The organism is Cryptosporangium phraense (assembly GCF_006912135.1).
GTDB lineage: Bacteria > Actinomycetota > Actinomycetes > Mycobacteriales > Cryptosporangiaceae > Cryptosporangium > Cryptosporangium phraense.
Window position 1 is genome coordinate 64248 of the sequence record NZ_VIRS01000022.1, and the last position, 21959, is coordinate 86206.

At 66.9% G+C, this 21959-nt stretch carries 16 protein-coding genes and 1 tRNA gene; 2 read left to right on the forward strand and 15 right to left on the reverse strand.

Features of this window, described 5'->3' with window-relative positions:
• Positions 1–51: 51 nt before the first annotated feature.
• From FL583_RS27665 to FL583_RS27690, 6 genes are all read right to left on the reverse strand, one after another.
• A complete protein-coding gene (locus FL583_RS27665; protein ID WP_205752500.1) occupies positions 52–1086 on the reverse strand; it encodes a CgeB family protein in 1035 nt (344 codons plus the stop codon).
• Positions 1083–2804, reverse strand: coding sequence for a carbamoyltransferase family protein (locus FL583_RS27670; protein ID WP_142707775.1), 1722 nt, complete (start codon positions 2802–2804; stop codon positions 1083–1085). The genes FL583_RS27665 and FL583_RS27670 overlap by 4 nt, the downstream gene beginning before the upstream one ends.
• Positions 2801–3766 (reverse strand): thymidylate synthase, encoded by a 966-nt coding sequence (locus FL583_RS27675; protein WP_142707776.1) that lies wholly within the window; start codon positions 3764–3766, stop codon positions 2801–2803. Before FL583_RS27675 ends, FL583_RS27670 begins: the two co-directional genes overlap by 4 nt.
• Positions 3763–4764, reverse strand: a complete 1002-nt coding sequence (locus FL583_RS27680) for an NAD-dependent epimerase/dehydratase family protein (RefSeq protein ID WP_142707777.1) — start codon at positions 4762–4764, stop codon at positions 3763–3765. The genes FL583_RS27675 and FL583_RS27680 overlap by 4 nt, the downstream gene beginning before the upstream one ends.
• Positions 4765–5066: 302 nt before the next feature.
• Positions 5067–5933 carry a Rossmann-fold NAD(P)-binding domain-containing protein gene (locus tag FL583_RS27685; protein ID WP_142707778.1) on the reverse strand — a complete coding sequence of 289 codons (867 nt, stop codon included), beginning with the start codon at positions 5931–5933 and terminating at the stop codon, positions 5067–5069.
• Positions 5934–5947: 14 nt separating this feature from the next.
• Complete coding sequence (locus FL583_RS27690; RefSeq protein ID WP_142707779.1) at positions 5948–6814, reverse strand: SAM-dependent methyltransferase; 867 nt, start codon at positions 6812–6814, stop codon at positions 5948–5950.
• A 231-nt stretch (positions 6815–7045) separates the two neighbouring features.
• Here FL583_RS27690 and FL583_RS27695 point away from each other — a divergent pair, with 231 nt between their 5' ends.
• Positions 7046–8419, forward strand: a complete 1374-nt coding sequence (locus FL583_RS27695; protein ID WP_170323894.1) for a helix-turn-helix domain-containing protein — start codon at positions 7046–7048, stop codon at positions 8417–8419.
• On the opposite strand, the gene FL583_RS27700 is transcribed toward FL583_RS27695, so the two are convergent.
• The 7 genes from FL583_RS27700 to FL583_RS41145 form a co-directional block, all read right to left on the reverse strand.
• Positions 8406–8948, reverse strand: a complete 543-nt coding sequence (locus tag FL583_RS27700) for a GNAT family N-acetyltransferase (protein ID WP_142707781.1) — start codon at positions 8946–8948, stop codon at positions 8406–8408. The genes FL583_RS27695 and FL583_RS27700 overlap by 14 nt on opposite strands.
• A 223-nt stretch (positions 8949–9171) precedes the next feature.
• The gene (locus FL583_RS27705; RefSeq protein ID WP_142707782.1) at positions 9172–12249 is read right to left on the reverse strand and encodes a type I restriction endonuclease subunit R; all 3078 of its coding nucleotides are present in this window, start codon (positions 12247–12249) and stop codon (positions 9172–9174) included.
• A gap of 3 nt (positions 12250–12252) precedes the next feature.
• Positions 12253–13485, reverse strand: a complete 1233-nt coding sequence (locus tag FL583_RS27710) for a restriction endonuclease subunit S domain-containing protein (RefSeq protein WP_142707783.1) — start codon at positions 13483–13485, stop codon at positions 12253–12255.
• Positions 13478–15046 carry a type I restriction-modification system subunit M gene (locus tag FL583_RS27715; RefSeq protein WP_142707784.1) on the reverse strand — a complete coding sequence of 523 codons (1569 nt, stop codon included), beginning with the start codon at positions 15044–15046 and terminating at the stop codon, positions 13478–13480. Before FL583_RS27715 ends, FL583_RS27710 begins: the two co-directional genes overlap by 8 nt.
• A 126-nt stretch (positions 15047–15172) precedes the next feature.
• Positions 15173–16000, reverse strand: coding sequence for a hypothetical protein (locus FL583_RS27720; protein ID WP_142707785.1), 828 nt, complete (start codon positions 15998–16000; stop codon positions 15173–15175).
• Between the two features lie 319 nt (positions 16001–16319).
• Positions 16320–16392, reverse strand: a tRNA-Arg gene (locus tag FL583_RS27725).
• A 309-nt stretch (positions 16393–16701) separates the two neighbouring features.
• Positions 16702–17328, reverse strand: a complete 627-nt coding sequence (locus tag FL583_RS41145; protein WP_205752503.1) for a CGNR zinc finger domain-containing protein — start codon at positions 17326–17328, stop codon at positions 16702–16704.
• A 39-nt stretch (positions 17329–17367) separates the two neighbouring features.
• Here FL583_RS41145 and FL583_RS27735 point away from each other — a divergent pair, with 39 nt between their 5' ends.
• On the forward strand, positions 17368–18576 hold the full coding sequence (locus tag FL583_RS27735; RefSeq protein WP_205752504.1) for an MFS transporter: 1209 nt from the start codon (positions 17368–17370) through the stop codon (positions 18574–18576).
• Here the strand turns inward: FL583_RS27735 and FL583_RS27740 are convergent.
• Together FL583_RS27740 and FL583_RS27745 are read right to left on the reverse strand one after the other, a co-directional pair.
• Positions 18547–20205, reverse strand: a complete 1659-nt coding sequence (locus FL583_RS27740) for a GTPase (protein ID WP_142707786.1) — start codon at positions 20203–20205, stop codon at positions 18547–18549. The genes FL583_RS27735 and FL583_RS27740 overlap by 30 nt on opposite strands.
• On the reverse strand, positions 20202–21896 hold the full coding sequence (locus FL583_RS27745) for a P-loop NTPase family protein (protein ID WP_142707787.1): 1695 nt from the start codon (positions 21894–21896) through the stop codon (positions 20202–20204). The genes FL583_RS27740 and FL583_RS27745 overlap by 4 nt, the downstream gene beginning before the upstream one ends.
• Positions 21897–21959 lie beyond the last annotated feature (63 nt).

Sequence of the window (21959 nt, forward strand, 5' to 3'; positions counted from 1 at the left end):
TTCGCGACGGTAGTGAGAATGCCGGACCAGCCTCCGGAGGCAGGCCGCTGCTCATCCGACTCGCCTTAAGGCGAGTCCGGTGAGTGTGTGCTCGACGGTGTCGAGCTGCCGAGACAGACGAAATTGGTCGAGGCGCGCCAGGCAAGCGTGGAGCACCTCGGCGTGGTCCTGCTCCCCGACGACCGCCAAGAGTTGCTCCAATCGGTTGGCCGCGTCGTCGCCGTCGCTGATGTGTAGTTGGCGCGGCGTGAACCGGCTGGCCTCGCGGATGGTGGCCGGTGTGAGCGGGAGACACCCGGCGAGGACCGCTTCGAACAGTCGCTGGGTCATGTGCCCGACGGAGGCGTACCGATCGGGCAGCAGCAGGACCGTCGCGACGGACCGTCGGTAAAGACGGTCGACGGCATCGAACGCGATACGACCAGCGAAGTTCAGATCACTCCACTGGCTGGACCGAGGCCATTTGCCGGCGATCAGATGCGTGTGACGGCGAGCGGCCGGTGCGAAGTGCCGATCGAAGGCCTCGTCGCGGTCGTACTGGTTGCCGATGTAGACGAGCGGGAGGTCGCGGCGCAGCTTGGTCAGTGTCACCGGGTCGGCGCCGTCGAGAGCTTCGTCTGCGACGGGGAACAGGAGCGACACCGCGCCGGGCGCGGGATGCAGCGCCGGCTCGCAGACCGCGACGGCAGGCGCACGCCGGATTGGGTGCTCCGCGGGGAGCTGGCGGTCCTTGTCCCACAGCAGCACAGGCACTCCACGAGCCGAGTAGACGTCAAGAAGTTGCTGCTGGCGGTGCAGGTCGCAGGTATGGCCGGGAGTACCGCACGTTGTGGTGTTGCGGCCGGGAATCGGCCAGCGCCATTCGAGGAACAGCACGTCGATGTCCGGGTAGCCCGCGTCCCAGTCGTAGATCGGGGTGAGGTCGAGGTGCGCTTCGTCGCGGTCCCGGTTGGCCTGGAGGAACACGACGCGGTGCCCGCGTTCCCGGAGTCCGTCGATCAGGGCGCGGCGGTGGCTGCGTCCGCCGTCGGGGGTGTCGACGACCCCGGACCCGAGGAAGCCCCAGAAGCTGTAGCCGAGGATCACTTGGAGACCCACCATCCTTCGATCAGGAGGGCGTCCAACCCGGTGGTGGTCAGGCAGTCCAAGGCCATGTCGGGGGTTCCGCAGATCGGCTTGCCTTTGACGTTGAGCGAGGTGTTGATCAAGACGGGGACGCCGGTCAGCGCCTCGAACTCCATGAGGACGTCGGCGAGGAAGGCGTTGGACTCCGCGGTGACGGTCTGCACGCGGGCGGTGCCGTTGACGTGGATGACGGCGGGGATGCGTTGTCGGGCCAGGTCGGTGACGCCGGAGGCGATGGACATGAACGGCGCGGGCTGGCCGAGGGTGAAGTAGTCACTCGCTGCGTCGTTGAGGATCACGGGCGCGAACGGGCGGAACGGTTCGCGGAACTTGATATCGTCATTCAGGCGCCGGACGACGTCGGCGTGCAGCGGCGAAGCCAGAATCGATCGGTTTCCGAGGGCGCGGGGTCCTGCTTCGAGCGGCCCTCGGAAGAGTCCGACGATCGCGCCGTCGGCGAGCTTCTCCGCGAGGCTCTTCGCCGGCTTGGTGGGACGGAACGCGGCCAGTCCCGCACGAGGATGCGTCGGAAGCTCGAGCGGGGCGTACTGCGGTCCGAGGTAACAACGCCCAGCGACTCGCGCGGGTAGGCGTCGACCGGCGTCGAGCACCGCTGCGAGGGCGGCGCCGATTGCCGTTCCAGAGTCACCGGGGGCCGGCGGGACATGAATCTCGTCGAACAATCCGGCCTCGGCGATCTTGCCGACGGCAACACAGTTGGTCGCGACCCCACCACCGAGGCAAAGCAGCCTGCTTCCGGTCACCTCGCGCACCCGGCGGGCGAGATGGAGCATCACGTTCTCGGTGTGCTCCTGGAGAGCGGCGGCCAGGTCGGCGTGGATCTGTTCTGGTGTCTCGTCAGCCTGCCGTGGCGGGCAGGTCGCGTCGGTGAAGGCGTCGCTGACGCGCGAGTATCCGCTGCTCAGCACGCGAAGCGGGAACCACCGGGGGTCAAGGGCGAATCCGTGCTCGGTGAGCGGGACGGCAGCGCGGAAAAGTTCACGGAAGCGTGCCGGGTCGCCGAGCGCGGCGAGCGCCATGACGGTGCCTTCTTCGTCGCCGCGGCGCCAGCCGAGGTGCTCAATGACGGCACCGTAGACGTATCCCAGCGAGGCGGGGTCGTTGAGTTCCTCGCGGATGTCGAGCGAGCATCGCCCGTCATCCAGGCGGCGGGCGTCGCTGAGGGTTGTCGTCTGTAGCTCGCCGAGGCTGTCGACGACGAGGACGCCGGCCGCGTCGTAGGTGCTGGAGGCGAACGCGTAGAGCGCGTGTGCGCGGTGGTGCAGAACGGGAGTGACCGTGCTATGCGGAAATCGTCGCTGAAGGTCCCGCATCCGGTCCTCGTATCGGCCGTGGACCTTGCGGAAGCTGGCTGCGCGCGGTTCCGCACGGGTCTGCGTTTTGGGCTGACTCGTGTAGTGCGTGGTGGCAGAAAGCGCGTCTAGATATCGGGTGCCGTCGAAGTTGTACGCGACGATGTCGACGTCGTTCGCGTCGAGACCGGCGCGTTCGAGCAGCCAGGCCACTGCATGCTCGGGGAAGGCTGCGGTGTGCTTCTCCCCGTTGAGACGCTCTTCCTCGACGAAGCCGATGAGGCGGTCGTCGACGATGAGGGCGGCGGCGGAGTCGTGGGTGTAGCTGCACAAGCCGAGCACCACGGGTGACTGAGCGGCGGTCATCGGATGGCCGCCTTTGTCGATGTGACGTGGGTCCGAGCGGTGAGGTGCTCGTACCAGGCGTGTAGATGGACGCCGAGGTCGCCATCGAGGCTGTCCGCCAGGGCGGTGGCGCTCGTGCGGTCGCCGCTGTTCCAGCGTCGATAGCTCTCCAGCACCTGGCCCATGGCGTGCCAGATCGGGTCAGCGTCCATTGGTGCCTCACCCGCGATGACCGCTCCGAGGAACCTCGTTAGGTCATCCGGCGGTGCGACGAGCGGGGGCATCGCCGTCGAGGCCGCTGTCGGAGTGCGTGCTACTTCGGCGGCGCCGTCCCAGTCGTGGGCGTAGAGGTGCAGGGAATCGACGTGATGGTGATAGCTGCCCAGGTCGACGTCGAGCCAGCCCGCCATCAGCTCGTGCAGGATGGTCGCGGCGAACAGGTCGTAGGGCAGCCCGAGCCAGACGTCATTGCTGCGCATGGTCGTGTGCATGTGCAGCTGCCCGGCCCGGACGAAGAACCGGTAGTTCAGCGTGCAGGGCACGTCCCGGTTTCCCTGGGTGTCGAGTTGCGGGTCGTAGAGCTGGATCACGGCCTGCCGGCTGTCGGGATCGTGCCGCAGGAGTTCGCGGACACCGGTCAGTTGGTCGATTTCGCCGCGCCAGAGGCGGATGCGTGGGCCGTAGGCGCCGCGAAGTCGTCCGTCGTCGGCGTACTGCGCGAGGTTCCGGTTGAAGTCGAAGATCCACGGCTCATCGGATCCGGCGAGGATCCACAGCACCTCGGCGACCGCGAACGCGGGATTGAGCAGCCGGGCGGGAGGTACCGCGACGAAACGCTGCCGCGGATTGGTGAGGGTGAGGTGGGCCCCGAGGATTTCCTTGGTGAGCTGGCCACGCGGTGACGTTCGGTGACCTTGCTCCAGGACCTGGCCGCAGACAGCGGTGAACAGTTCGTTGGCGGACGTCGCGGTGAGCGTAATCATGCGGGCACCTCCGACGCTGCGGGCACGGGCGGAAGGAACTCCTGAAAGGCCGGAGCCGGGAGACTCCGGAGCCAGTCCGCGTGCTGGGCGATACCGGCTCGCAGGTCGGTACGCGGCTGGTAACCGAGCAGCCGGCGGGCGGTGTCGAGGTCCGCGACCGTAATAGGGGCGTCTCCGGCCTGTTCGCCGCTCCGGTGCAGTGGCACATCGCGGCCAGTCACTTCTTCGACGAGGTGAAGTGCCTGACTGACCGAGACGCTCGTTCCTCCACCGACGTTGATCGCGACCGCCGTGGCGTCAGCGGTGGCGGCGGCGACCGTCGCGTCCACCACGTCGTCGACGTACGTGAACTCGCGGCGCTGCTGCCCGTCGCCGAACACCGTGTATGGGATGCCGGTGAGAGCGGCCATGATCATCCGGCTTATCGCCATGTCGGGTCGTTGACGTGGCCCGTAGACGGTGAAGTACCGGAGCGCGACGGTGCTCAACCGGCTGTCGCCTCGGAGTGCGTGTGCGAAGCACAGTTGCTCGCCGGCCAGCTTGGTGACGCCGTACGGCGAGAGCGGCAGAGTCGCGTGAGCCTCGCGGCTGGGCGAAACAGCGTGCCCGTACACGCTGGAAGACGACGCGTAGACAAGGCGGCGGACTCCGGCTCGCGCGCAGGCGGCGAGCAAGGCATCGGTGACCAGCACGTTCACTCGGACGTAGTCGGGGAATCCGGTTCCCCAGGAGCGCCGGACACCGGGCACGGCTGCGAGATGGAACACGCAGTCGACGCCGTCGAGTAGTGCGTCCAAGTCGATCATGGCGAGGTCGGCCTGCACGGCGCGGTAGCGGTGGTGATTGACCGCAGCGGTCAGGTTGAACTGCGCACGGATGTCTCCGTGTACGGCGCGGAGGTCGACGCCGATCACCGCGAAGTCCGCGGCGAGAAGCCGATCGACCAAGTGCGAGCCGATGAATCCAGCAGCGCCAGTGACGACGACGGTCGGACTCACGGCAGGCACCTCGCCGCCGCGATCGCAGCTCGGCGAGGTACCGCGGCGCGAGCGACGTATCGCAAGGTCGTGCTTCTGCGAGCTGGGAGTGGTGGCCCGCCGGTGTATGGCCGGTGCGGCTGGAACCAGGACTCCGGCTCCCAGGGAGCGCGTCCGTGCACGACCGCGGTAGCGCCGCCGACCTCGGTGTCTAGGGCGAACCCGGGGACGCGTTTGGGCAGTTGGGACGTCGAGCGGGAGGACAGCGCGGGGGCGAATTGCTGAGCGGTCACGGGAACTCCAGGTCGTTGAGAAGGGTGCCGTCAGAACCAGTGGGCGGTCGGCACCTGCGAGTGAGGGCAGGCGGCTCGCCCTGCGGCGGCGAAGCAACAGGCGTGCGCAGCGGCCCACTGGGCTGCGGTCTCTGGCTGCCTGCCGAGCTGCACAGTCAGGGCTTCGCTGGGCGGAGGTTCATCTGCGGTGTCCCATCGGCGCCAAGCGGCGTCAGCTGCCCTGGCGGAGAGTCCTGCATCGGTCAGCGAGGCAACGAACCGCGGTCGGCATTGAGGGCGGTAGCTGATTCGTGTTCCGGTGGCCGCCGACAGCATGTCCGCCCACTCGGCACACGTCAGACGCTCCGTGGCCGTCCAGTACCGCACAAGGTGATCCGACGGCGGCTCGCTTAGTAGCGCAGCGACCGCTTCGCCTACGTCTCCGCTGGTGACGTAAGCGAACGGAACCTCCGGATCGATCGGAAGTCGGAGCTCGCCGCCGTTGGCGATCGCGGGAGCCTGGCGAAGGACCTGGTCGAGGACGATCGGGAGACGGACGACGCTCGCCTGGCACCCCGCGTCGCGCAGCAACGCCTCGGCCTCCGCCGTACACGTGTCGCTGACTTGCGGTTCGACGTCGAGGATCAGCGCGTACGTCCTGCGGGCTGCGTGGTGGACAGCGCGCATGACGTCGGCGTCTGCATAGGCCGAGGGAAACAGCACCAGGCTGTCGCAACTATCGAGGGCCTTCTGCAGCGAGTCGGGCTCGCTCGGCCTCCAGCGGACGACGTCGACGCCGGTGGTCACGCCGCTCGTATCGGCCGTATCGGGAACGCCGAGCCGAATGCTGTGCCCGGCACGCCCGATGGCCTGAATGCTGGTCTGGGCGATCAGGGGGACCTGGTCGTCCGGAGCCACGAGGCAGACGGGGCTCACTGCGAGTTCCGATCGTCGAGGCAGGCCACCGCGCCGAGGAGGTGGCAGGCGGCCGGGTCCGGTTCGACCAAGTCGTCGGCCCATCGCCATTCGCCGACCGGCACGACGGTCGTTGGCTCGTCGTCGGCCGGCGCCAGCAGATTCCAGCCGTCCAGCAGTGCGGTGATCTCCTCCAGGGTCCGCAGCGTGAGCGGCGCCCCGACGCGCTCGTACAGCTCCGCGATGTTGATGTACTGCCCGACGCCCAGGTGATCCCAGGTTCCGTGCGAGAGGACGAGATGGCTCCCGGGTGCCAGGGCCGCTCGGTAGGCGCGGAGGAGTTCGCCGGGCTCGTGAACGTCGGAGACGTAGTGCAGGACGGCCGTTGCGACCAATCCGATCGGCTCGCTCAGGTCCAGCAGATCGGCGACCTCGGCGCTGGCCAGGACCTCCGCCGGATTGCGAATGTCCGCGTGCACGACGCGAACGTGGACGGCGTCTCCCAGCGTCTGCTGCCACGCCGCCACAACCACCGGATCGTGATCGACGTAGACGACCCGCGTCGAAGGCGTGTCTCGTTGAGCCAGGTCGTGGAGGTTCCCCGCAGTCGGCAGCCCGGCGCCCAGATCGAGGAACTGGCGGACACCCGCACTCGTCAGATGGCAAATTGCCCTCGCTACGAAGGCGCGGTTGGCGTAGGCATCGGCGGCTATGCCCGGGGCGATGTTCAACAGATGCGAAGCGGCCCGGCGGTCGGCGGCGAAATTCGCTGAGTCCCCGAGCAGGCAGCTGTAGATTCGCGCGGCATTCGGTCGATCGGTGTCCTGGTCACCCGCCGCAGAAGCGGCAGAACTCGTGAGCGGCGATCTGGTGGACGGCGTCATCAGCGAGGTCTCCGGTCGTCGGTTCGCATCCGGGCAGGGCACTACCTGGCGCTCAACGACGTCTCTCGTTGGGTGGCAGGTGGACTACGGTGGGTTGCGGAAGGGCGGTCGGACCATCCGGTTCGGGAAAGCAATTCGTCCGGCGTGGAAACGAGAATGACCCGCGGCAGGAAGGTGCCGCCTGTTGCGGCGTTGCCGCAACGAACGTTGCGGCAACCGAGGGAGGTCTCCGTGGTGAGCTCGGAGGAGTTGCGCGCGGCGCGGGAGCAACAACGACTCACGCTCGGGCAATTCGCCGATCTAACCGGTCGCGATAAAGGACACCTGAGCCGTGTCGAACGCGGCGAACGCGCGATAACGCCGGCGCTGGTGCGGGACTACGAGCGTGTGCTCAACACGTCCTTCGCGCCCAGCATCGTGGCGATGCCTGATGGCCCGGTTCGAGCCGTGGGAGTACCCGATCGCACTCTTTCGACTGGCGAAGCGGTCTCTGCCCTGATCGACTGGAGCGCGGAGACCGATCGAGACACACCAGGCCAGGCCGCGGCCGTCAGTGATCTGGCCGAGGCTGTCGCCGAGTGGGCAACGAGGACGAGTGGCACAGTGAACCGCCGTGAGCTGCTAACCAGGTTGAGCACCGTGTTTGCCGTCGCCGCCGCGTCGCCGATGCTCACGCAACGAGTGCTCGATCTCGCGAGCAGCGCGAGCACGGATACCGGCGCTCGGCATCCGGCCGGCGTCGCGTTGATCGCCGACAACCTCATGCGCTGTCGGCAGCAGGCAGACGTCCTCGGCCCGTCCGCCTCGTTGCCCGCCGTGGCCGCACAGCAGCAAATCCTCTCCGAGTTCCTGTCCGCGTCCGGCGCGGACAACTCGACGCTCGCGGTGTTCGCCGAAGCCAACCAGCTGATGGGCTGGCTGCTGTTCAACCTCGGCGACTACCGCTCCGCCCAGCACTACTACGAAGAAGCGCGAGCCGCCGCGCACGAAGCCCACGACATGGAGCTGGTCACCTACGTCCTCTGCGCCATGAGCCACCTTGCGACCTGGCAGGGACGGCCGCGCGTCGGAATCGACCACGCGGTGGCCGCCGCCCAGTGGGCGTCACGGACGAGCAGCGCCCCTGCCCGGGGCTACGCGGCCGATGTCATGGTCCGCGCGTTCGTCGCAGACCGCGACGCGTCCTCGGCCCGCCGCGCCCTCGACCAGGAGCACACCGCGCTTGCCTCAATCAGCGCGGATCAGCCGCCCACTCGCTGGTGGTACTTCTACGACGAGTCCTTCGCACTCGGCACCGAGACCGAATACGCACTCGGCTTCGGGTTCACCGAGCAGGCCGACCGCGCGGCGAAGAAGACGCTGCGCCTGGCCGACCCCTCCAACGTGCACAACTACGCGTTCTCGCTGCTGCTGCAGAGCGAGGTGCTGATCCAGGCGGGCGAGATCGCCGGCGCGGCACAGCTGATCGGCGACGTGGCCGGCTTCGGCCCATCCTCCCCACGAGCGCAGCAGCGGATCAGTGGGCTACGAAAGTCGCTGGCACCGTGGGCCGACCACTCGTCCGTCCGGGAGTTGGACGAGCGCCTGCGAACTACCGCTCCTTGACGAAGAGGACGTAGCCAGCGAAGTAGTCGTTCGGGCCGCCGGGGACCGTGCCCGCCCGCGTCCAGCCCCAACGCGGGTAGACCTCTTGCGATGGGGAGTCAGCGCCGGTCGCCAGGGTGGCGCGAGGCTCGGGCCGGGCCGCGAGGAACGCGTCGTGTAGCCGCCTGCCGATGCCTTGCTGCTGGACGGCGCGGCGGATCTCAATCTCGGAGAGGACGACGGTCCGCGTTCCGTCCTCGTCGGCGAACCCTACGACCGGCTCCGGGACCAGGCCGTCCCACCACTTCGTGTCCGGACGCAGCGGATAGCCGAACGCGAACCCGACGAGCGCGCCGTTCGCTTCGACGGTGAACAGCTCGAACCCCGGGTCGGTCGAGGCGCGCTCCATCCGGCGTCTGAAGCCGTCGACCTTCTCTCCGGGCTCGACGCCGTACGCGTCGGCGTAGACGTCACAGAGTTGATCGATGAGGGTAGGTACAGCTGACGCGTCGTGGCGATGGACATCGATGGCGAACTCGCTTCCAGCCATATAGCGACCCTACGACTCCGAGCGACTCCGCTTCAGAGCAAGTTCCGTAGCGCTGACCTGGGCCCTGTCCCCGAGGCCAAGGTCATCCCGGCTTCGACGAATCGCATCAGCATGACCTACGGCAGTAGGTCGGCCACCGATCCACTGGTGCGGCGCAACTTTGGGATTGGCCTGCAGGGTTCTGCGCTGAACCTCCAGACTTGCGCCCACTGAAAGTGCGTCGTCAGTCGACGAGGTAGTGGGCTTCGATGTAGGCGACAGTGGAGTCATACGGTTCGCCGACCGGTTTGAGTGCGTAACGGCGGAAGACCGCCGCGGTCGCGCGGCGGACACCTCGGTTGCGGGCATCAGCGTTGTCCCATGACTGCGCAAGGGCTCGCTTGACGACCTGATCGATTTCCTCGGCCAGCCGACGCTCCGTGACCGTAAGGCCGGGCGGCGCGTGGTCGTGGATGATCCGCGAGAGGACGCCGATGTGGTCGTCGTCGAGCACGATGACCGCTTCGTCGGGGTGCTTCTCGGCGTCAACGATGGCGCGGGCGACCCGGAGTGCTTCGGCGAGGAAGTCCAGGGCATCCTGGGCGTTCTGGATGATCCGGTCGCGGAGTTGCCGGATTCGATCGGCGAGGGCGGTGTACTTGGCCGACGCCGGCTCGACGCCCCGATCCAGCGCGGCTTTGATCTGATCGAGGATCTCCGCTGCGGTCGGAGGCTTCGGATCATTACCGTCATCTGTGCCGGGTTTGGGGCGGACGAGGGTCATAAGTTCCTTGAGGATACCGATGCCCTGTGCGTCCAGAACGAGGGCTTCCTCCTGGGAGGCGAGAACGGTGAACGAGTGGACGTGGGCGTTGATGATTTCCAGCACCATCGGCCCGAGTTCACCCAACCGTTCCTTGCGCTCCTCGTCCGTAGATTTCTTGAAGAGGGTCGTGTAAGCGGACCCGAACAGCGCGAATCCGTCCCGGAACTTGGCAACCCGCTTGTCAGTGCTAATCAGCGGGTAGAGGCGAGCCAGGAGTCGGTAGTCCCTGCTGAAGGCCACAGCGACTTCAGGGTCAGCGTCCAGGAACGCATTGATTGCACGCACAGAGGCGTACCCGTGAACGGTGAGGTCCAGATCCTCGACGTCCACGAGAAGGTCTTCGACCCTGGCGAAGGTGGCGCGGAACTCGGCGATCAGGTCGGTCAGGTCGGTAACGAACCCGCCGCCCTTGCTGCCGCTGGCGGCGGTGGGGTCGACGACGGCGCGCTGGACTTCTTCGGCCAGGCCGATAAAGTCGACGATGACGCCGGAGGTCTTCACGAACCCCTGGGGAGAGACCCAGGTGCGATTCGGGCGAGTGATGGTCTGGAACAGGTTGTGGGCCTTGAGCGGCTTGTCCAGGTACAGGACACCTTCGTTAGGGGCGTCGAACCCTGTCATCAGTTTTGCGGTCACCACCAGGAAGCACAGCGGGTCGTCCGGGGTGAGGAATCGCCGCTTCTGTTCCTCCTCGTCGGTCTCCGAGAGCCGGAACGGCTTCATGGCGGGGTCTTCGTCTTTGGAGTCGGAGACCGAGATGTTGACCTCGGCGGTGATCAGGTCGTGTTTCCCCACCTCGGCGAGTACCTGTGATGCCTCGGCGCCGACGAGCAGTTCGTTGATCTTGTCCGTGTAGGTGACGGCCAGTTCGCGGTTGTAGGTGACAACCTGAGCTTTGAGGCCATTGCGGTAAGCGCTGGCCAGGTAGTGGTCGACGATGTCCCGGCAGACCGCCTCTACACGGTCAGGGTTCGCGAACACCGAGGTGAGACGGCCGAATTTCCGCGACAGCGCTTCGCGGTCGGGGTCGTCGAGGTCGAAAGTATCGGCGAACTGGTCGAATTCGGCCTGCAACAGCAGGTCGTTCATGTCGAAGGAGACCGGGTGCGGGTCCAGCATGACCGGGACAGTCGCCTCGTCCTGCAGGGATCGGGTCACCGAGTATCGGTGCAGCACCCTGCCTGGGTCGGCCTCGTCACCAAAGAGCGCGAACGTGTCGGTCGCCAGGGTCCGGACTGGAGTTCCCGTCATGCCGAAGAACTTCGCGTTCGGCAACGCCGCGCGCATCTGCCCGGCCAGGGACGTCTTCCGCACCGACTGCGTGCGATGCGCTTCGTCGACGAGCACGATGACGTTGTCCCGCGTCGAGAGGTTCGCGCCGGCGTCGGCGAACTTATGGATCGTCGTCGAGATGACCCCGCGTACATCGTTCGCCAGCAACGTCCGCAACTCGTGACTGGTCGCGGGCTCGTAGAAGTGCGCGTGCCCCATCGCGGAGGTGAACACCCCGGAGGTCTGTCGGACCAGTTGGGTGCGGTCGGACAGCAAGATGATGGTGGGCGACTCGGTTCGCGTGTCGGCGAGCAGCATCGAGGCGGCGAAGACCATCAACAGCGTCTTCCCGGAACCCTGGTGGTGCCAGATCAGGCCCCTCGATCCACCCGCGAGGATCCGCTGATGAATTAGGTGTGCGCCCTCCATCTGCGGGTAGCGAGGCAGGTACTTCTGGTCCGCCCCACCGCCGGAGGTGTCGAAGAGGGCGAAGTTCGCAAGCATGTCCAGGACGGTCGCCGGGTTGAGCAGCAGTTCCGTGGAGCGCTGCACATCGGCCTGACCAGCGAGGGTTTCGTCGTCGGCGGTGGATCGAAAAGGCTGCCACAGGTTCGTGGGTGCACCGGCGGGGCCGAAGCGCAACTTCAGCCCGTCCGAGGCTATGGCGAAGACATTCGGGGCGAAGAACCACGGGTACTCGGTGACATAGACGTCATTGATCTCGTGGACAGCATCGATCCAACCGGTCTTCGCCGTGGGTGACTTCACTTCCACCACGACCAGCGGCAGTCCGTTGACCCAGTACACGAGGTCGAACCGGCGGGACGTCTTGCCCGGCACCGTGATCGTCACCTCGTCTGACACGACCAGAGTGTTGGCGGGCGGGTTCTCAAAGTCGATGACCTTCAGGGCATGCCACACTCCATCGGCGTCCCGGAACTCCTTCCGCCCACGCAGAATGAGTAGGACTTGCTCATTGGCCCGTACCAATCCACCCTCGACCGCGCTGACCGTGGCGACGATCTGCGCGACTACATCATCCACATCGTATCCATCGATCACGCGCGGATTGAGCCGGACTACGGCGTCCCGCAGGTGGTTGTTTAGCACGGTTTGCGTCGTCGACCGCGGCAGGTCCCATCCAGCCGTGAAGCGCCAGCCCATAGGGAGGGACCACTGAATCATCAAATTTTGGAATTCGCGTTCCCGGATTCCTTTCGCCACGGCTCAGACCCCTAACCCAGCGGACTCGATGTCGATTGTGCGGTCCAACAACCCTGATAGGAGAGCGGCCCGAAACTGGCGGATTCTATGGGATTCTGCGCGGCACGCACGCCCGACTGAACGCATCGAAAGAATAGTTTTCGCCACTTTGCGCTGCTCGGCCAGATCGGGCATTGGTATCTCAAGGTTAACAATCTTCGACTGGCTAATATTCTTCATCGATGCCGACCCCGACGCAGCGATCGCTATCTGGCTCCGCACCCGCGACAGCGCCATAGCAACAACCAGGAAGTTCGGGTCCAGGCCGTCATCAGGAACTATTCGAAGGGTCTTGTCGCTCAGATATAGGCCACTTCTAACGTCTGAGGGGACGCGACAGGCCGCTCCCACCCGGTGAATAGTCCCGCTCGCACGGGTGACCAGCACATCTCCTGCCCGCACCTCCGCCGCGTTTGGCATTTCAGTTCCCGGGGCGAGTGTCTTTGACTCATCGGCGCTGAACTGGAAGGGCTTCACCGCACTGACCTTTAGAACGCCCGGTTCATGCTCAGCGGGGATTCTATCGACCGCCTGCGGGCTGCGCCCACCTTCGATGCGACAGATCCGGCCCTTCAATGGTACGAAAGTCGAACTTGCTAGCATCGACTCGGCCATTGCGCTGGCGGCCGAATCGGCGGCTGTTTCTTCACGGTCGAGCGCGGCGATATGGTCGTCGACCGCACCGATCACCCCCACGATCCGCTTTTGCAGGGAAATCGGCGGGATATTCATGACAATACTGAGGAAATCCGAGGCCTTCACTCGCTCGCGCCTACCCCCCATTCCCTTGGACATACTTTGAAGTGCGCTCCACATCTCCGATGTGGTGATGAGTATGCGAAAAAAATCGGGATCTGCTTCGGGCGTGAAAGCGAAAGTCGGAAACTCCTGCGATGCGAACGATTCCGGCAGGTCATTAGGCGTAACCGCGATGGCACCCTCAAATGCCTTGAGGCGACTGTAGATGAGCAGACCGGGACCTATCCGATTTAGATTCTTGTAAGAAGTGGAGCGTCCTGAAATCGGCTCTCGATAGAGCAGCCCTCTGCCTTTATTCAATACTCCGACAGTTGCGTAATCCTGGCCTGGGTCCACAGCAACCGTCCGAACGCTGAGCGCGAGGAATCGCGATAGAGGTGCTCTGACCCATCGCTTTTGGTCGCCGGCCGCAGGATCACTATTCATCGAGTCACTCATCGAAGCCTTCGATCCCTGCATCAGCCAGAACGGAAAGCATGACCTGCTCGGCTTTCCGTCGCTCCGCACGGGCAAGGCGATATGCCTCGATTAGGGCGCCGAGGTCTTCCTGCGTGGCGGCAGTCTGTTTGATGTACCGTCCAATTTTGAGATCGTAGTCGTTTGCGACGATCTCCGCAGTAGGAACGAGCCGCGCCGCGAGACCACCTCCTCCGGAGCTGATCACATCATCGTAATTGAATTTCGAGTGATATACAGCTACGACATCCGCAATATCTTCCTTGGTAAGCATATTGCGCTTCTTGGACTTAATGAAACGCATTGAGGCGTCAATAAACAGCACGCCGCCCTGCCGCTCTGGGGCTTTGCAGCCTGGGGCGCGGAATACCAGGATCGCGGTCGGGATAGTCGTGCTGTAAAAGAGGTTGGGCGGTAGGCCGATGACGGCCTCCAGCAGGTCATCATCCAGGACGCGCTGGCGGATCGCCGCCTCCGTGCCACCTCGGAAAAGGACGCCGTGAGGCAACACAACACCAGCACGACCCTTTGTCGGAGTCATCGAGGCCATCATGTGCTGCACGAAAGCCCAGTCAGCCAGTGCCTGAGGCGCAACCCCGCCGATAGCGCGCGGATCCTTCGACCACGGTTTCCACTTGAGACTGTAGGGCGGGTTCGCCATGATCACATCGAACTGCGCGATCGATCCATCTGGCTTTTTGTGGCGAGGATCTTTCAGAGTGTCGCCGACCTCAATGTGGAAATCGGTGAGGTTGTGCATGAAAAGATTCATCCTGGCCACGCCCGCTGTGTCCGGCACAGCTTCCTGCCCAAACAGTCGCAGCGAGTAGCCGCGCCCTCCATGGGCTTTCAGGAGGTTGGCCGACGCGATGAGCATGCCACCCGACCCACATGTAGGGTCATAGACCGATTCGAACGCCTTCGGCTCGAGGACTTCGACGATCAGTTCGACGACCTCCCGCGGTGTGAAGAACTGGCCGGCGCGGGTGCCCGAGCCGTCGGAGAATCGCTTCAGCAGGTATTCGTACGCCCCACCGAGCACGTCGAAGGACATGTTGCCCTCGTGCATCTTCGGCGTGCGGTTCATCGCCCGCATGACCGCCGCCAGCACCTCGTTCGACAGGACCTCCTCGGAGGTCCACGTCATCGAGCCGAACAGGCGGGAGAACTTGTCCGGATTGGCCGTTTCAATGGCCTGCAACGAGGTACGGACCCGCTGGCCCAGCCTCGGCTGGGTGACCGTGCCAAGGACCGCGGACCAAGACGCGCGGCTGTAGTGGCCTGCACCGGAACTGACGAACGGAATATCGAACGACTGATAGTCGCGGTACTCGATCTCGTGGGCTTCGTCGTCGGTGAGGCTCTCCAAACCCTCGTTCTCGGCCAGGAACTCCTGGTGGTGATAGTCCCAGGTGTCGGAGAGGTACTTCCAGAACATCAGCGGGAATATCACCGAGGCGTACTGCGCTTCGGGCATCGCTACGCGCAGCTCGTCCGCGGCGTCCCACAACCGGTTCTCGATCTCCTGCTGGGTCACTGCCATCAGTCGAAGGCGTCCTTGCTCGTCAGAGGTGCTGACCCGAGGGCCACGATGTGTTGGCGGCAACCCTATTTGGAGCACGCTGAGGATGTGCACCGGAGGGACGAGCGCGCCGACGAGACCGACCTCTCAGCGCCACTCGTCGGGGAGAAAATCCTCGAGGGAACCGGTCCGGCGGAAGCCCCGGTACTGGCTGCGGGGGAAGGGGCCTACGCCAACGCGCCGGATACGTTCGATCGCCTCGGCTGGGAGGACGCCGGCGCGATGCAACTCCTCGATCAGTGCGTCGAACTGCCGTTGCTGCCCAACCACAGCGTCCTTCAACCGTGCGAGGTCGGGCTGACCCACTCCGACATAGAACTGATCGTCGCCCTCCTCTGACACCAAAACCACAAACTCCCGATACTCCGAACCAGCGGCCTCCCAGACGCACTGCCCGAACCGCATCGACACCGGTTCAGCCCGCACGCCATGCAGCACGACCGGGAAGTAGTCCTCTGCTTCGTAGTGCTTCTCGATCAGCACCGACAGTGCCTCATGCGCAGCCTCGTCCGTGGCGAACAGCAACTGCACCATCAGCGACATTTCGGCGCGTCCGGCATCGGCAAGATGGCGCGTCAACGGCAACGTCAACCCGTCAACGGTCACGGCGTCCACGGTGACGTGCTCGTATTCGATCAGCTCGAGCGCGTAGTTGACCGGGCCATCGTTGACGGAGGTCGACGACCAAGTCTCCACCAGCCATTGACCGCCCTGCCGATCCAACAGCGGCCGGGTACTGGCTCGGCGAATCGCTTCGGCCGCGGCATCGTCCTCGCCACCTTCTATACGGAGGCCACTCACCGCGATCCGGCGGAGTGTCGCGCCCGTCAACACAGACCGCACGGGCTCCTGAACAGTCATACGCCCGGGCGCTGACCTACCAACGATCACCAATTCCACAACGTCCGCAGTCATACGCCCAGGTTGACACTTACCTACGACAATTCCGCTCGCGCTCGCACGAGACAGTGCATCCGACGAGGCGAGGAGCACGAAACTGACGGGCCAGTGCTTCAGCGCCGGGCCGGGCCATCGAGGCTCACCGATGTGTAGCACCGGCGCGCACGTCAGTACACAGTCCGGGGTGACACTCGTCCGCCGGCCAGGGGCAGTGCCGTCGGCTGCGTGTAGCCGCCACCCGGTCCACGGTCAAACGACGGTCAAGCAACAGAACGCCCGACTCCCCGGTGGAGGGGAATCGGGCCCTGACCTACTTTTTTGTCTCAACCAGACGCGCGCTCGGAGGGACTCGAACCCCCAACCTCTTGATCCGTAGTCAAGTGCTCTATCCGTTGAGCTACGAGCGCAGGTCGTTCGGGTCAGAAGCATAGCGCAGGCTCCGGGGTGCTCGCCGCCGCCCCCTCGTCGCATCACCTCGTGATCCTCAGCGAGACCCTTACCGTGAATCCATGCTCCCTCTGTCCCACCTGGCCGCACTGTTCGTGATCGGGCGTCGCGGCGGGCTGATGAGTGTGCTCGGAAACACTCTCGGGATGCTGCCCCAGGTGGCCGCGACCGAAGCTCCGCCGGCGCGGCGGCGGCGTCGCCTCGCCCGCTCGGCGATGAGTTGCCGACTCGAAGCGCCGGAGCCAAAGACTGAGCCCGGTGAAAACCCTTTAGGGGGTAGCTCGCGCGACCCTTCGGCGGGCGGTGAGGCGTCGGGCCTTGGCCTGGGCGCCGCAGTCCTCCATCGCACACCAGCGGCGGGACGAGTTGCGGCTGCGGTCGAGGAACAGCCACCCGCAGCCGCCCTCGTCGAGCGGGCAGGCCCGGACATGTTTCGGGTCGGCCGTGCGCAGGAACTCGACCGCCGAGACCGCCAGACGATCGGGGATCAGCGTGGCCGGCGCAGTGCCCACGACCAGCGCCAACGACCCGCCCCCGAGAGTCAGCTCCGAGCGCGCCGTGGCGGCCGTCCATCTCAGCCCGAGCTTCTCGAGCGCCGGCCCGGCGTCGGACGTAGTACCGAGGACGTTCAGTAAGACGTCGTACGTCGCTTCTCGAACCTCCCGGGAGGCGCGTAGCGCCTGCTCGCCGGCTGACGGCGACGCGGCCCAGGCCGATCGGACCAATTCCACCTCGACGTCCGTCAGTATTTCGAGGCGCAGGGCCCAATCAACGAGATCGGTGGGACTGGTGAGGTGTTCGCGAAAGTTGGTCGCTCCGGGTAGCCGGGGCTCTACCGTGTTGACAAGGTCGAGCGCGACATGGCCACCCACGATTCGAAGATCTTTCGGTGCCATGCTATTTACGCTACCACTAAAACCTGTTACACCGGAATCATGACCAAGGCGATCGCCGCACTTGTGGTCCTGTCGACGACGACGTTCATGTACGTCACGACGGAGACGTTGCCGATCGGGCTGCTGCCGCTCATCGCCAATGACCTCGGCGTGTCCCGGTCGGCCGTCGGGCTGTTGGTCACCGGGTACGGGCTGGTGGTCGTGGTGGCTTCGGTGCCGCTGACCGCGCTCACCCGTCGGTGGAACCGGAAGTGGCTGCTCACCGGGCTGGTGGGGCTGCTGGTAGTGACGACGCTGATGTCGGCGCTGGCCGGTAACTACTGGGTGTTGCTGTCGGCCCGGCTCATCACCGCGCTCGGCCAGGCGCTGTTCTGGTCGATCGTGACGCCGACCGCTTTCGCGCTGTTCCCCGCGCACGTCCGGGGCCGAGCGGCGTCGGCGCTCGCCGGTGGCAGCTCGCTGGCCGCGGTGCTGGGAGTGCCGATCGGCACCTGGCTCGGCCAGCAGGCCGGCTGGCAAGTGGCGTTCCTCGCGGTGTGCGCGTTCGGCATCGTGCTCACGGTGGGTGTCGCGATGCTGCTCCCGACCGCACCGGGGGGCACGGAGGCTGCTTCACGGGGAACGGAGCCCGACACCGGCCGCTTCTGGGTGATCATCCTGACGACCGTGCTGGGCGTGACCGGCGCTTTCACCGCCTTCACCTACATCAGCGCGTTCCTCACCGACGTCAACGGCTTCTCGACCGAGGCGATCGGTCCGATCCTCTTCGTGCGGGGCATCGCCGGCGTCGTCGGGGTTGCACTGGTCAGTCTCTTCATCGATCGGGCGATCCGGGCGACGCTGACGACGGTGGTAGCGCTGCAGGGCGTCGGGCTCGCATTGCACTACGTTTCCGGGGACGCCCAGTGGCTGGCGATCGGGTCGGTGGCGCTGGGCGGGCTGGCGTTCTCGGGGATGGCGTCGGTGTTGGGCGTGCGGGTGCTGCAGGTCGCGCCGCGGAGCACCGAGCTGGCGTCGGCGTCGATGTCGACCGGGTTCAACGTCGGGATCACCGCGGGGGCGCTGATCGGGGGGTTGCTGCTGCCGACGGTCGGGGTGCGGAGCACGGCGCTCGTCGGTGTGGTGCTGACGTTCGCCGCGCTGGCGGTGCTGCTCATGGAGCCGTACTTCTCGGCCGCCGAAGAAAGCGACGTCCGGGCCCTGGAGCCGCCGAAGCCGTTAGAGAGCAGATTTACGCCGGCCCCGTAGCTGCGTGATGGCTTGACACAGTTCCTGCCGGTTGGTCAGCTCCTCGCGCACCGGGTCCAGCACGGCCTCGGCCGCGACCTGCTCCACCCGAGCCCGGATCCGGCGGCGGGCCCCGCTCGACCTCCGGCGTGCGCCGAGCGCCCCCAGCCGCGCCCCGACGAAGCCCAGTACCCAGCCGACCAGCACGCCCGCCAGCAGCATCCCGGTCGGCACCGGCACCCGCCACGACCACACGTCGACGTCCGGCAGCGGCGGCTCCGGCAACCGGAACCAGTCCAGCACGAACAGCCCGAGCAACCACAGCGCGCCGACCAGCGCCACCAGCGCCAGCACGTTCTGCAGGACCCGCACGAACCCCCACCAGTGCGGGCGCCGCGAGAGGCCGAGATCCGTGCCCGCCACCGCCCGGTCGAGCAGATCCGGCAGTTCGTCCCGGCGGCCGTTGGCCGCTCGGTTCACCAGGCCCGGCCACGGCTCGGGGAGCCCCGCTCCGGCCCGGTCGACCAGGCCCCGCAGTGCCGTGTCCACTCTGGCCTGCTGCACGGCCGAGGCCCCCGGAAGAGAGGTGCGCACCAGCTCGCTCGGTGAGGCGTCCCCGGACAACCGCGCCCCGGGCAGCCCCAACCGCGTCGCCGCGCTCGGCCGCACCTTGGCCACCCAGCGCGTCACCGGCCAGCCGGTCGCGGCCCGCGTCCGGCTGCGGTGCGTCCGGGCGACGGCCGCGGCCACCGCGTCCGCGCCCGACGCCTCGGTCAGCGCCGAGATCACCTCGGCCCGGTCCGCCCGGTCGACGTCTCCGGGCGACCCGGAACTTCCGCACATCGGGCCCAACCGATCCGCCAGCGCGCGCAGGTCCGCGCTCAACCGGCGGACCGACGCCTCGTGCTCCGCCACCGCGCCGGCCAGCCGGGCCCGCAACGCCGGAACGCCCTCGCCGGTCCGCGCGGACACCGGCAGCACCGGCACCCGCCCCAGCTCCTCGTCGGCCAGCAATCGGCGCAGGTCGTCGACCATCGACGAGCGGCCGGTCACCGGCACCCGGTCGATCTGGTTGAACGCGACGACCGTCAGCTCGGCGTGCGTCCGCAACGGCTTGAGGTAGCGGTCGTGCAGGGCCGCGTCCGCATATTTCTGCGGATCCACCACCCAGACGATCAGATCGACGAGCTCGACCAGCCGGTCGACCTCGAGCCGGTGGCTGACCTGCACCGAGTCCACGTCGGGGAGGTCGAGCAGCACCAGTCCGGCCAGGTCGTCCGCGCCCTCCTCACCCAGGTGGTGCCTGCGTGGGACGTCGAGCCAGTCGAGCAGCGGGGCCGCGCCGTCGGGATTCCAGACCGCGGCCTGAGCCGTCGAGGTCATCGGACGGCGCAGTCCGGTGGCTGCCAGCTCCGTTCCGACCAGCGCGTTGAACAGCGACGACTTGCCGCTACCGGTCGTGCCGGCGAGCGCGACGACCGTGTGCTCGGCGCCCAGCCGCAGCCGTTGCGCGGCCTTCCCGGACAGGTCCCGAGCGGTCGCCAGCAGCGCCGGGTCGAGCCGGGCGTCGCCCAGCGACACGATCCGGTCGAGGGCCTCCAGCCTCGGGCGCAGCGGCGACGAATCGGTCGAGCGGGTCAGCAGAGTCATCGGACCAGCCCCGGCGACCGCACGTTGGCCCCGTCGAACGCGGCCAGCGCATTCCGCAGCGCGGCCGCCTGCTCCTCGGTCGGCGCGACCGCGTCCACCGCCGAGATGAACCGCTCCCGCTCCGACTCCAGCAACTCCTCGACGCTGTCGAGCAGGTCGTCCCGGGCCCGGGCCGCGAGCGTCCGCACCGCGGTGTCGCCGAAGATCGCTTCGAGCACCTTCTGGCTCACCGCCGACGTCCCGCCGGCCACCACGACCTCCAACCCGGACAGTCCGCCGGTCTGCGCGAACACCGCGAGCATCAGCACGAGCCCGGCGCCGTTGACTCCGAACGACGTCAGCCGGGCGACGCTCCGGCGGTGGCCGCCTTCTTCGCGGACGAGTTCGAGCACCCGTCCCTGCCAGGCGCGTATCTCGGCCTCCAGCCGCTCGCCGAATCCGGACGAGGCCCGGTCGGAGAAGACCAGCGAACGCCCGGCCGGTCGGCCCCGCCACAGGGCGGCCGTCTCCTCCGCGGCCCGGTCGGCGGCCGCCCGGATCAACGCGTGCAGGTTGCTCTCTACCGCGTGCCCGACCGCGTCGACGGTCGGCGTCCGGCCGGTGAAGAACGCGGTCACCCGGTCGCGCAGCGCACCGATCCGCGCCTCCAGGTTCCGGGTGAACTGCCCGGTGCCCACGAACTCCTGCCAGCGGGCCAGCACCTCACCCCGCAGCACGGTCCCGCTACGGACGCCCTCGTCGACGGTCCGCAACGCGGTCCGGTACCGCTCGGTGGCCTGCTCCCGCAGATCGCCCGCCGTCGTCAGCTGCTCCGACAGGTGCGACGACAGGTCCAGAACCCGATCGTGGACGCTGTTCAGCGCGCCGGTCAGCGTCGAGCGGATCACCGCGTCCCGGGCCTCGGCGTCGGCGGCCAGCCCGTCGAGCCACTGCCGGAGCGGGGCGATCTCCCGGGCCGGAATCCGTTCGGACGCGAGGTCCACCTCCGGGATCGGGAACAGCGCCGCATCGCCGAGGTGCTCCTCGGCCAGCATCGACGCGAGGTGGCCGCCGATCTCGTCGACGCCCTCCGGCGGCACGCGGTTGAGGACGACGGCCAGCGCGGTGCTGCGCTGGGCCGCGGTGTGCAGCAGATCCCACGGGACGGCGTCGGCGTACCGGGCCGCGGTCGTGACGAAGATCCACAGGTCGGCCGCGGCCAGCAGCTGGGCCGCCAGATCCCGGTTCTCGGCGACGACCGAGTCGATGTCGGGCGGGTCGAGCAGCGCGAGTCCGGGCGCGACGGCGTCGTTCGGCACGAGCCGCAACGTCCCCGGCGAGTCGGTCTCCCCGGTCGTCCGCGACAGCCCGGGCAGGATGCGCGCGGTCTCGAACCAGCCGACGTCACCCGGGTTGCACACCAGCACCGGCGACCGGGTGGTCGGGCGCAGCCATCCGGCCCTGCTCACCTCGGCCCCGACCAGGGTGTTCACCAGCGTCGACTTACCCGCGCCGGTGGAGCCGCCCACCGCGACCAGCATCGGAGCGTCCAACTGACGAAGGCGCGGCAGCAGGTAGTCGTCCACCTGACCGACGAGTTCGGACTGCGACCGGCGGGCGCGCTCGACGTCGGCCATCGCCAGACCGAAGCGCACGTCGGCGACCGAGGCCCGCAGGGCCTCCAGCGCATCGGCAACCCGCGGACCGTCCATGCCCGAGGTAGTGACCGTTCTGCGGTCGGATCAACCACGGTTAGTATCGACAACGCGGGCGGT

Excerpts from the sequence above, each read along its gene's own strand:
- FL583_RS27670 (WP_142707775.1), bottom strand. The coding sequence starts at position 2,804 with ATGACCGCCGCTCAGTCACCCGTGGTGCTCGGCTTGTGCAGCTACACC.
- FL583_RS27675 (WP_142707776.1), bottom strand. The coding sequence starts at position 3,766 with ATGATTACGCTCACCGCGACGTCCGCCAACGAACTGTTCACCGCTGTC.
- FL583_RS27690 (WP_142707779.1), bottom strand. The coding sequence starts at position 6,814 with ATGACGCCGTCCACCAGATCGCCGCTCACGAGTTCTGCCGCTTCTGCG.
- FL583_RS27700 (WP_142707781.1), bottom strand. The coding sequence starts at position 8,948 with ATGGCTGGAAGCGAGTTCGCCATCGATGTCCATCGCCACGACGCGTCA.
- FL583_RS27710 (WP_142707783.1), bottom strand. The coding sequence starts at position 13,485 with ATGAGTGACTCGATGAATAGTGATCCTGCGGCCGGCGACCAAAAGCGA.
- FL583_RS27715 (WP_142707784.1), bottom strand. The coding sequence starts at position 15,046 with ATGGCAGTGACCCAGCAGGAGATCGAGAACCGGTTGTGGGACGCCGCG.
- FL583_RS27720 (WP_142707785.1), bottom strand. The coding sequence starts at position 16,000 with ATGACTGCGGACGTTGTGGAATTGGTGATCGTTGGTAGGTCAGCGCCC.
- FL583_RS41145 (WP_205752503.1), bottom strand. The coding sequence starts at position 17,328 with ATGGCACCGAAAGATCTTCGAATCGTGGGTGGCCATGTCGCGCTCGAC.
- FL583_RS27735 (WP_205752504.1), top strand. The coding sequence starts at position 17,368 with ATGACCAAGGCGATCGCCGCACTTGTGGTCCTGTCGACGACGACGTTC.
- FL583_RS27740 (WP_142707786.1), bottom strand. The coding sequence starts at position 20,205 with ATGACTCTGCTGACCCGCTCGACCGATTCGTCGCCGCTGCGCCCGAGG.
- FL583_RS27745 (WP_142707787.1), bottom strand. The coding sequence starts at position 21,896 with ATGGACGGTCCGCGGGTTGCCGATGCGCTGGAGGCCCTGCGGGCCTCG.